The following is a 10,362-nucleotide window of genomic DNA, read 5'->3' as shown; positions in this document are numbered from 1 at the left end:
CTACGACCCCGCCATCCACCAAGCCAACGACAAGATCAACATGGCCGCCGACACGCCCTTGGCGGCATAGGGGTTGACTCAGGAAACTCATGCCTCCTCCTTGCGGTTCGCGCGCAGTACCAGCAGCATCAGCCCCAGGGTGATCAGGAAGACCACGACGGACAGCGCCGAGGCGTAGCCGACCCGGCCGGACAGGCCGGTGCCGGCCTGCTGGACGAGCATCACCAGCGTGGTGTCCTCGCCGCCCGGCCCGCCGGTCGGTCCGGCCATCAGATAGACCTCGGAGAACACCTTGAACGCGCTGACCGACGAGAGCGCGGCCACCAGCACCATCGTGGAACGCAGCGCGGGCACCGTCACGGTCAGGAAGCGGCGCATTGCGCCGGCCCCGTCGACCGCGCACGCCTCGTGCAGTTCCCCGGGGACGTTGGCCAGTGCGGCGAGATAAATGATCATGTAGTAGCCGAGGCCCTTCCAGACGGTGACCGCCATGGCGCTGAGCAGCAGCAGCCACGGATCGCTGAGGAACCCGGCCGTTCCGAAGCCCAGCCCTGCCAGCATCGCGTTGATCAGTCCGCGGTCGTCCAGCAGCCAGACCCAGATCAGCGACACCACCACGACGGAGGCGACCACCGGGGTGTAGAACGCGGCCCGGAAGAAGGCGATCCCGGGAATCTGCCGCTGCACCAGCACCGCCAGCAGCAGCGGCAGGACCACCAGCAGCGGGACGACCCCGAGGGCGTAGAGCACGCTGTTGCGCAGCCCGGTCCAGAACATCGCGTCGTGGACCAGCTCGCGGTAATTCGCGCCCCCGACGAACCGCCCCTCGGTGAGCGTGCGGGCATCGGTGAAGGAATGCGCCACCGTGCTGAGGAAGGGATACAGACCGAATGCGAGGACGATCAGCAGTCCGGGGGCGAGGAACAGCCAGGGACTCGCGGCATGGTGCCTTTTCACGGCGGCCTCGGGCTCAGCCGGTCTTCAGCAGGCGGTTGCACTCGGCGACCGCACCGTCCAGCGCCGCCTTGGGCGACTCCTTTCCCTGCACCGCCCGGGCGACCGCCTGGCGCAGCACGGTCTTCATCTGGTCGCTGAGCAGTACCGGGGTGTAATTCACCGCGTTTTTCAGCGACTTGGCCGAGGCCACCCGCACCCGGGTCGCATCGGTGCCGTCCTCCTTGGTGAAGTACGGATCGTCCAGCGAGCCCTTGGTGCTCGGGAAGATCGTGACTTCCTTGGCGAACGCCATCTGGTTCTTCTCGTCGGTGACGAAGTGCGCGAAGGCCACCGCCGCCGGCTTCACCTTGCTCTGCGCGTTCACCATCAGGCCCTGGACGTACATGTTGGCCTTACCGGTGTTGTCGACCGCGTCGGTGATGCCGATGTGCCGGTACAGGCTCGGGGCGTCCTTCTTGAAGTTCTGCAGATCGAGCGCGCTGCCCGGGTTCATGGCGACGGACTGCTGCTCGAACTTCCGCCCCGCCGACTCGGCCTGGGCGGTCAGGGCCTGGGAGTCCAGCGCCCCGGCCGCGTACAACTCCTGGTAGTGCCGGAGGAGCTCGACGCCCTTCGGCTCGTTGAAGGTGAACGCGGTGCCGCGGGCGTTCATCAGCCGCACGCCGTAGCGGCCGAAGTCCTCGATCGACGGCGTACTGGCGAGCATCGCTATCTTCCCCTCGCTCTTCCTCGCCATCGCCACCGCGTCCGTGAAGAGCTGGTCGTAGGTGGTCGGCGGCTTGTCCGGATCCAGGCCGGCCTTCCGGAAGAGCTCCTTGTTGTAGAACATCGGCCCGGTGTTCAGATACCAGGGGAAGGCGTAGACACCCGGCAGGCCCGGCATCTCGTGGCTCTTCCAGGCCCCGTCGAGATATTCTCCCCGGTATTTCCCGGCGGCCTTTTCCAGATCGAGCGCGAGCCCGGCCTTCGCCAGCGGATACGCGAGATCCGGCGATACGTTCACCACGTCCGGCAGGGTGCCGCCGGCCGCATCCGCGCTGAGCTTCTCCGGATATCCCTCGGCCGGCTGGTCGATCCACTTCACCCGGGCGTCCGGATACTTCTGCTCGAAGTCCTTGATGAGCCCCTCGAAGTAATCCTTGAAATTGGCCTTGAGGTTCCAGGTCTGAAAGGTGACCTGGCCCTCGACCTTCCCCGAGGCGCTGTCCCCGGCTCCACCGCCGCCTCCGCAGGCGGTCAGGGTCAGCGCCGAGACGGCCATGACGACGGCCGCGGCACCGGCTCGGCGGGGAACGGTAACTCTGCGCATGACTGGCGGCTCCTCTGCTCGAACCAGACCGCAGGAAAACGCCGCGCACCGGCCCCGGGGGACACTTCCAGGCCGTTTCGGCGGGTATTCCGCAGGACCTCGGGCGACAACGCGGCAGACGCTACTAATGCGCTTTAGTGAGTGTCAATACCCGTGCCGCAGAAGGAACTTCGGGCGGCCGCAGCAAGGGTTTGGCGCACGTTTGACACACCGTCCCGCGCTGATCAGACTGAGGCGCACTCATGCGGTTCAGCGCGAGGAGAGCCCGCCCATGACAGCGCCCGGTGGGGCCGCCCGCCGCAGGCCGGCGCGCCGGCCCACGATCAAGGACATCGCCCGCCGGGCCGGGGTCTCGGAGAGCGCCGTCTCCTTCGCGCTCAACGACCGCCCGGGCGTCTCCGACGACACCCGGGCCCGGGTCCGCCGGGTCGCCGAGGAACTCGGCTGGCAGGCCAACAGCGCCGCCCGCGCCCTCTCCGGCGAACGCGCCGGCGCCCTCGGACTCGTCCTCGCCCGCCCCGCCCGCACCCTGGGCGTCGAATCCTTCTTCCTCCAACTCGTCTCCGGCATACAGGAAGTGCTCTCGGCCCGGAAGATCGCCCTGCTCTTCCAGGTCGTCGAGGACCTCGACACCGAGTGCGCGCTCTACCGCCGCTGGTGGGCCGAGCGCCGGGTGGACGGCGTCCTCGTCGTCGACCCCCGCACCGACGACCCCCGCCCGGAACTCCTCACCGCACTCGGCCTGCCCGCCGTCGCCATCGGCGGCCCGGCCGGCCCCGCCCCGTCGGACCAGGAGCCGGACGCCGCACCGCCGCTGCTCCCCACCGTCTGGGCCGACGACGCCAGAGCCATGGCCCGCGTCCTGGACCACCTCCACGGCCTCGGCCACCGCCGGATCGTGCACGTCGCGGGCCTGCCCGGCCTCGCCCACACCGCCCGCCGGATCCGCTCACTGCGCACCGAGGCGGCGCTCCGCGGCCTCGACGCGCGGCAGGTCCGCTCGGTCACCACCGACTACTCCGACGCGGAGGGGGCCAAGGCCACCCGCCGCATCCTGGACGAGGCCAGGCCGCCCACGGCGATCATCTACGACAACGACGTGATGGCGGTGGCCGGCGCCTCGGTGGCCGCCGAGCGCGGCATCCCCGTCCCCACCGCGCTGTCGATCGTGGCCTGGGACGACTCTCCGCTCTGCCGGGTCACCCACCCCCGGCTGACCGCGCTGGTCCGCGACACCCCCGGCTTCGGCCGGCTCGCCGCCCGGGAACTCCTCACCGTCCTCGACGGCGGCCCGCCGCGCACCGTCCAGGGCGAACTGCCCCAGCTGGAGGCCCGGGAGAGCACCGGACCCTGCCCTGCCCACTGACGCGCAGGGCAATCCCGTACGTCGCCGAGGCGTTCTGCGCGCGCGTCATCGAGTGCCTCGGCAAGGCGGGTACGGCCCGGATGCTGTCCCTGGTGGCCGAGGACAACGAGACGGGCACCACCCTGCTGGCCGCGCTCAAGCGCGACCCCGGCGCGGTCGGCCTGGACTCCCTGCTCACCGAGATTGCCAAGCTCAACGACGTACGCAGACTGGGCTTGCCCGAGGGGCTGTTCGCGGACTGCTCGGAGAAGCTGGTGGCCGCGTGGCGGGCGCGGGCGATCAAGATGTACCCCTCGGACTTCCGCGACACGAGCGCGGACGTGCGGATCACGCTGCTCGCGGCGCTGTGCTGGTCCCGGCAGGCGGAGATCACCGACGCCCTGGTCGAGTTGCTGGTCGCCCTGGTCCGCAAGATCAACGCCCGTGCCGAGCGGCGGGTGGAGAAGCAGCTGACGGCCGAGCTGAAGAAGGTCCGCGGCAAGGAGGGCATCCTCTTCAAGCTGGCGACGGCCGCCGTCGACAAGCCCGACGAGGTCGTGCGCCGGGCCCTGTTCCCGGTGGTGGGGGAGAAGACGCTGCGGGAGCAGCGCCAGCGCGGCCACCCGCAAGGCTCGACGCGACCGCCAGCGCCGCACCGAGACGCCGCCCCGGCCGAGGCCAGCACCCCCACCGAAGCCGCCGGCCGACCAGGACGGGGACGGTGCGGCCAGGCCGTTCGAGGTGATCGAGCAGTGGTGAACGAGGACGGGGACCTCTCGCACCTGCACCCGGCCGCGCAGCAGATCGCGCGGCTGCCGGACGCCGAACGGCTGCGGTACGTCCGGGCGGACCGGTGGATCGGCTACCCGCGGGCCGCCGAGGCACTGGAGCGGCTGGAGACGCCGCTGGCCTGGCCGTCCAAGCAGCGGATGCCGAACCTGCTGCTGATCGGGCCGGCCGACAACGGCAAGTCGATGATCGTGGAGAAGTTCCGCCGCACCCACCCGCCCATCTCGCACCTGGACCGCGAGGAGATCCCGGTGCTGGCGATGCAGATGCCAACGAGGCGGTCGCGCATCTCCAGCACCGTTTGCCTCCTCAAGGGGCTGGTGGCTGCGGAAGACTGGCGGCCCGGCTCAGACCCCGCCCATCGCCGTCTGAGCGCCCCCGGCCTCGGCCTCGCGCTGGTCGTACTCGGAGCGTGCGGCGGCGATCTCGTCCTGGTGGTCCTCGGTCCAGGTGACGAGCGCCTGGATGGTGTCGTGCAGCGTCGCGCCCATCGGGGTGAGCTGGTAGTCCACGCGCGGCGGGACGACCGGGTGCACCGTGCGGCGCACCAGCCCATCGCGCTCTAGCTGGCGCAGTGTCACAGTCAGCATGCGCTGGCTGATTCCGTCGATCTCGCGCCGCAGTTCGGTGAAGCGCAGGGTGCGGCGGTCGAGCAGGGCGATGACGAGCAGCGACCACTTGTCGGCCACGCGGTCGAGGATCTGACGGACCTCGCAGCCCTCTCGGGTGTCCCACTGGCGGGCCTGGTCGTCCTCGGTTCCCGTGCAGTGACTCGGTGACTTCAAAGTTCCTTCTTCCATGGTCGTTCAGGGTGCACCAGGATCGAGGCGGTAACAAGAGGGAACTGACAGGGGTTTGGTAACCGCCTGCGATGCCTTCGTTCTCTCTTCTCTCCCCTTTCCTTTTTGCTTGAAGGAGCCATCCTGTGTCCACGTCGTCCACGTCACCACCGCCGGAGCCCGGCGCCGCCCGCCTGAGCGGGCGCGCCTGGGGAGTGCTCTTCGTACTGTGTGGAGCGATTTTCCTGGAGGGCATCGATGTGGCCATGCTCAATGTGGCCCTGCCGTCGATCCGTGCCGACCTGGGGATGTCCACCGGTGAGCTGCAGTGGGTGATGAGCGCGTACGTCGTGGGCTACGGCGGGTTCATGCTGCTGGGCGGAAGAGCGGCGGACCTCTTCGGCCGCCGGCAGATGTTTCTGTTCTGGCTCACCGTGTTCCTGCTCTTCTCCGGCCTGGGCGGCTTCGCCGACGATGGACCGACGCTCATCGTCGCCCGCTTCGTGACGGGGGTCGCCGCCGCGTTCATGACTCCGGCCGGGCTGTCCATCATCACGACCGGCTTCGCGGAGGGGCCGCAGCGCGACAAGGCCCTCTTGGTCTACTCCGGCACCGCGGCCGGAGGTTTCTCCGTCGGCCTGGTCGTCGGAGGGCTGCTGGCCTCGGCCGACTGGCGGTGGGTGTTCTTCGCCCCCGTGGTCCTGTCGTTCCTCATCCTGGTCGCCGCCCTCGCCCTCATCCCCAAGTCGGAGCGGCCCGACCGGGCCGGGCAGCGTGTCGATCTGCTCGGGGCGCTCACCGTGACCGGCGCGATAATGCTCCTCGTCCTCGCCGTCGAACGCGCCGCCCATACCGGTGTGGGCCAGACGCTGGGCACCCTCGCCGCGGGCTTCGCGCTCCTCACCGTCTTCGTACTGGCCGAACGCCGGGCGGCCGCCCCGCTCGTGCGGATGGGGATCTTCCGCAGTGGTTCCCTGGTGCGCGCCAACCTCGCCGCGCTGCTCTTCTCCGCTGGCTTCTTCGGCTTCCAGTTCATCGCCGTGCTGTATCTGCGGGAGCTGCGCGGCTGGTCCACGGTCCAGACCAGCCTCGCGCTCCTGGTGATCGGCATCGACGCCGCACTCTCACCCACCCTCACCCCCAAACTCGTCAACCGCTTCGGCAACGCCCGGGTCATCTTCGGCGGCCTGGTACTGGCCGTGCTGTCGTACGCCCTGTTCCTGCCGGTCGGCGCCGACTGGACGTATGCGGCCATGTTCCCCAGCTTCATCACCCTCGGCCTGGCGTTCTCCCTGGCCTACGGCCCGCTCACCATCGTCGCCACCGAGGGCATCGACGAGGAGGAGCAGGGCCTCGCCGGAGGCCTCCTCTACACCTCCTTCCAGTTCGGCGCCGCCCTCGGCCTGTCCACCGTCACCGCCGTCAACGTCGCGGCCACCGCTGACGGCGGATCCCCCAAGGCCCTGCTCGACGGCTACCACGCCGCCCTGCTCGTCCCGCTCATCGCGGCCGCCCTCGCCGCGCTCATCAGCGCGTTCGGCCTCCGCGGTCGCCCCCGTGTGACGAATGTCGACGCCCCGCGGGCCGCTCGGGCCGCCGCCGAAAGCGTCGAGACGGCAGGGGCGGCGCGATGAGCCCCGCAGAGACGGAGGTGGCGTCATGGCGCTGACAGTGCACTCCTTCTCCGACGTGGAGAGCGAGTTCTTCCAATACATCAGCGACATCGCATACGCGACCATGATCACCGTCGACAAGAAGGGCCGCCCCCGGGCGCGCATACTCCTGCCCATCTGGGAGGTCATCGACGGCCGCCCCGTCGGCTGGCTCGCCGCCTACAAGACACCGGTGAAGTCGGCACACCTGGCGAACAATCCGCACACCACCTATTCCTACTGGAATCCACGGCAGAACGCCGTGTTCATCGACAGCGTCTCCAGATGGGTCGAGGACGAGCCCACCAAACGCCACGCGTGGGAGCTCTACCGCAAGGGCAGCCCACCCGGGGTCGGCTACGACCCCCGCGGCTACTGGCGCGGCGGACCGACGGACCCGGAGTACCACGTGCTGCGCATCGAGCCGTGGCGGGTGCAGGTGCTGCGCGGAAGGGATTTGCGCAGCCGGATCTGGACCGCCGAAGGCGGGGCGTAGGGCCCCTCAGTGCGCCCCCGGCCACGGCCGGGGGCGCACCCCTGTCCGGCGGATCGTGGCCGACCACACCTTGGCCGCGCGTCGGCGTGAGACATGTCAGAGCTCGCCGACCCGGCCGCCGTCGTCGAACGGTTCGACTGCCCGACCTGTTCCGCCCCCGCCGGAAGCACCTGCCGAACCCGCGGCGGCAAAGTCGCCCCGAAGTACCACACCCCGCGTTTCATGCTCGTCCCCCAACTCCGCGCGGAACTCGAAGTCCGCACCCCCGCCGGACGCGGCCCCGGCCGCGCGTGGGAGATGTGTCCGGCGATCGACGCCGCCGCGCCGCAGGCCGCCACGAAGCCGACCCGGATCGGCTATGCCCGCTGCTCGACCGCCCCGCAGGAACTCCAAAGCCAGCTCGATGCGCTTCAAGAGGCCGGGTGTGACCCGATCTTCTCCGAGAAGATCAGCACCCGGATCAAGGTCCGCCCGGAGTTCACCAAGGCGATGGAGTTCGCCCGCACCATCAAGCAGGCCGTCCCGCACCAGCGGGTGATCCTCACCCTCCACGAGATGAAGCGGCTCGGCCGCGGCACCGCCGAGCTGCTGACCATCGCCGAGGACCTGCGGCGTGACGACATCGAGCTCGAACTTCTCACCGGCCCGCTCCACGGCGTCTACGACCCCTCCGGACACGGCGCCGCCCTGTTCGCCTTCTTCGCCGGCATGGCCGAGTCCGAACGCGAGTACATCCGGGAGAAGTCCCTCGAAGGCCAAGCCTCCGCCCGCGAACGCGGCCGGCACGGCGGACGCCCCAAGGTCTTTGACGACGACATGATCGCCTACGCCCGCACCCTGCGGGCCAGCGGCGTCCCCGTCCCCCAGATCGCCCGCAAGCTCGTCATCCCGTCCGGTAAGAACAAGGGCGAGCACCCCTCAGTTGCCAGCGTCTACCGGGTCCTCGCCGAGGCCGATGCGATGGACGCCGCTACCTGAACATCACGCCCGTGGCCCTGGTGAAAGACGGAGCCCGGCACGTGCAGGGGACTCCGGTCATCCGTGCAGCCGACTTCGGAAGCGGACAGAGACGCTTTGCCAGGGCCGTCGACCGGCGGGCCGGGGTGCGGGGCGCATACGGCACGAGCGTGACCCCGGCTTCCACCACGCCCGGGTCGAGAAGATCCTCGCCGCCAAGAAGCCCACCGCCACCCACGCCCTGCTCCGCTTCCACCACTACCGCGGCATCGGCGTCCGCGGCGCCCTCGACCTCGCCGCCCGCCACGGCTGGCAGCCCGCCCACACCGCCCGCCCCCGCTCCCTTAGCCGGCTGGAACTCCTCCGCCCGCCGTCCCGGCCCCACGCCCTGACCACCGCCCGCCGCGCCCCGGCCGGGGACCGCTGCGACACTTGACGGGCAGGCCCGGCACATTCCCCACGAGCGCAGGAGGCCCGCCCATGGGCGACACGGGCGACCCCGCAGCACCGCGCGCCCTGGTCACCGGCGCCACCGGCTACCTCGGCGGCCGCCTGGTGCCCGAGCTGCTCGCCGCCGGATACGCCGTCCGGGCCCTGGCCAGGACGCCCGAGAAGCTGCGGGACCACCCCTGGGCCGGGGAGGCGGAGATCGTCCGCGGCGACGTCACCGACGCCGGCTCGATGCGCCGCGCGCTGGCCGGCGTCGACGTCGCCTACTACCTGGTGCACGCCCTCGGCACCGGCCCGCGGTTCGAGGAGACCGACCGGCGGGCCGCGCGGATCTTCGCCGAGGAGGCCCGCGCCGCCGGCGTGCGGCGCATCGTCTACCTCGGCGGGCTCACCCCGCGCGGCATCCCCGACCGGGACCTCTCACCCCACCTGCGCTCCCGGGCCGAGGTCGGCGACATCCTGCTGGCCTCCGGCGTCCCCACCGCCGTACTGCGCGCCGCGGTCATCATCGGCTCCGGCTCCGCCTCCTTCGAGATGCTGCGCTACCTCACCGAACGGCTGCCGCTGATGATCACGCCGAGCTGGGTGCGCACTCGTATCCAGCCGATCGCCGTCCGCGACGTGCTGCGCTATCTCGTCGGCTGCGCCCGGCTCCCCGCCGACGTCAGCCGGACCTTCGACATCGGCGGCCCGGACATCCTCACCTACCGCGACATGATGCAGCGCTACGCCCGGGCGGCCGGCCTGCCGGAACGGCTCATCCTGCCCGTCCCGGTGCTCACCCCCCGCCTGTCCAGCCTCTGGATCGGCCTGGTCACCCCCGTCCCGCCGGGCATCGCCCGCCCCCTGGCCGAGTCACTGCGCCACGAGGTCGTCTGCCACGAACACGACATCGCCCGCTACGTCCCCGACCCGGACCCGCCGGGCCACCCGCTGCCCTTCGACGACGCGGTCGACCTGGCGCTGCGCCGGGTGCGGGACGCCCGGGTCGCCACCCGCTGGTCCGGCGCCGCCGTACCGGGCACGCCCAGCGACCCGCTGCCCACCGACCCCGACTGGGCCGGCGGCAGCCTCTACACCGACCGGCGGGAGATCACCGTGAACGCCCCGCCGGAGACGCTCTGGCGGGTCGTGGAGGGCATCGGCGGAGAACACGGCTGGTACTCGTTCCCGCTGGCCTGGGCGGTGCGCGGCTGGCTGGACCGGCTGGCCGGCGGAGTGGGGCTGCGCCGCGGCAGACGGGACGCCGCCCGCCTCCGGGTCGGTGACTCGCTCGACTTCTGGCGCGTCGAGGCGGTCGAGCCCGGGCGCCTGCTGCGGCTGCGCGCCGAGATGCGGCTCCCCGGCCTCGCCTGGCTGGAGATGACGGTCGCCCGCGACGCCGAGGGCCGCACGTGCTACACCCAGCGGGCGCTGTTCCATCCGCACGGACTGACCGGCCATGCGTACTGGTGGTGCGTCGCCCCCTTCCACGCCGTGGTGTTCGGCGGTATGGCCCGCAACATCGCGGCCGCCGCCGAGGCCGAGGCCGCCACCGACGCCGCGGCCGCCGTCCGCCCGGAGTGAACTCCGCACCGCCACGCGTCGGTTGCGCACCCGGCCGGCCCGCGCCTTGCCATGCTGGCGGG

At 71.0% G+C, this 10,362-nt stretch carries 8 protein-coding genes and 1 pseudogene; 6 read left to right on the top strand and 3 right to left on the bottom strand.

Annotation, left to right across the window (positions count from 1 at the left end):
• Positions 1-87 precede the first annotated feature (87 nt).
• Positions 88-957, bottom strand: a complete 870-nt coding sequence (locus AB0G35_RS31960; protein ID WP_360956679.1) for a sugar ABC transporter permease — start codon at positions 955-957, stop codon at positions 88-90.
• A gap of 13 nt (positions 958-970) precedes the next feature.
• Positions 971-2,266: a sugar ABC transporter substrate-binding protein gene (locus AB0G35_RS31955; RefSeq protein WP_360956677.1), complete on the bottom strand. Its 1,296-nt coding sequence runs from the start codon at positions 2,264-2,266 to the stop codon at positions 971-973.
• 271 nt (positions 2,267-2,537) lie between these two features.
• On the opposite strand from AB0G35_RS31955, the gene AB0G35_RS31950 reads away from it, so the two are divergent.
• Together AB0G35_RS31950 and AB0G35_RS31945 are read left to right on the top strand one after the other, a co-directional pair.
• Positions 2,538-3,632, top strand: a complete 1,095-nt coding sequence (locus AB0G35_RS31950) for a LacI family DNA-binding transcriptional regulator (RefSeq protein WP_360956675.1) — start codon at positions 2,538-2,540, stop codon at positions 3,630-3,632.
• A gap of 80 nt (positions 3,633-3,712) precedes the next feature.
• Positions 3,713-4,678 (top strand): annotated as a pseudogene (locus AB0G35_RS31945) (TniB family NTP-binding protein); the annotation flags it as partial.
• Between the two features lie 69 nt (positions 4,679-4,747).
• Here AB0G35_RS31945 and AB0G35_RS31940 read toward each other — a convergent pair.
• Entirely contained in the window at positions 4,748-5,200 is a 453-nt protein-coding gene (locus tag AB0G35_RS31940) for a helix-turn-helix domain-containing protein (protein WP_360956673.1), read from the bottom strand.
• A gap of 173 nt (positions 5,201-5,373) precedes the next feature.
• Between AB0G35_RS31940 and AB0G35_RS31935 the strand changes: the two genes are divergently transcribed.
• The 4 genes from AB0G35_RS31935 (at position 5,374) to AB0G35_RS31920 (ending at position 10,300) form a co-directional block, all read left to right on the top strand.
• On the top strand, positions 5,374-6,813 hold the full coding sequence (locus tag AB0G35_RS31935; protein ID WP_360956683.1) for an MFS transporter: 1,440 nt from the start codon (positions 5,374-5,376) through the stop codon (positions 6,811-6,813).
• Between the two features lie 25 nt (positions 6,814-6,838).
• Positions 6,839-7,327 (top strand): pyridoxamine 5'-phosphate oxidase family protein, encoded by a 489-nt coding sequence (locus AB0G35_RS31930; RefSeq protein ID WP_360956671.1) that lies wholly within the window; start codon positions 6,839-6,841, stop codon positions 7,325-7,327.
• Positions 7,328-7,420: 93 nt separating this feature from the next.
• Positions 7,421-8,305, top strand: coding sequence for a recombinase family protein (locus tag AB0G35_RS31925; RefSeq protein WP_360956669.1), 885 nt, complete (start codon positions 7,421-7,423; stop codon positions 8,303-8,305).
• A 459-nt stretch (positions 8,306-8,764) separates the two neighbouring features.
• The gene (locus tag AB0G35_RS31920; RefSeq protein WP_360956667.1) at positions 8,765-10,300 is read left to right on the top strand and encodes an SDR family oxidoreductase; all 1,536 of its coding nucleotides are present in this window, start codon (positions 8,765-8,767) and stop codon (positions 10,298-10,300) included.
• Positions 10,301-10,362: the final 62 nt, after the last annotated feature.

It is taken from the genome of Streptomyces sp. NPDC021749 (assembly GCF_040640655.1).
Classification (GTDB): domain Bacteria; phylum Actinomycetota; class Actinomycetes; order Streptomycetales; family Streptomycetaceae; genus Streptomyces.
This window is presented reverse-complemented; position numbering and strand designations above follow the sequence as displayed.

What these genes read in the sequence shown, in the direction of transcription:
- AB0G35_RS31950 (WP_360956675.1), top strand. Translation starts at nt 2,538, where the DNA reads ATGACAGCGCCCGGTGGGGCCGCCCGCCGCAGGCCGGCGCGCCGGCCC.
- AB0G35_RS31955 (WP_360956677.1), bottom strand. Translation starts at nt 2,266, where the DNA reads ATGCGCAGAGTTACCGTTCCCCGCCGAGCCGGTGCCGCGGCCGTCGTC.
- AB0G35_RS31940 (WP_360956673.1), bottom strand. Translation starts at nt 5,200, where the DNA reads ATGGAAGAAGGAACTTTGAAGTCACCGAGTCACTGCACGGGAACCGAG.
- AB0G35_RS31920 (WP_360956667.1), top strand. Translation starts at nt 8,765, where the DNA reads ATGGGCGACACGGGCGACCCCGCAGCACCGCGCGCCCTGGTCACCGGC.
- AB0G35_RS31930 (WP_360956671.1), top strand. Translation starts at nt 6,839, where the DNA reads ATGGCGCTGACAGTGCACTCCTTCTCCGACGTGGAGAGCGAGTTCTTC.
- AB0G35_RS31925 (WP_360956669.1), top strand. Translation starts at nt 7,421, where the DNA reads ATGTCAGAGCTCGCCGACCCGGCCGCCGTCGTCGAACGGTTCGACTGC.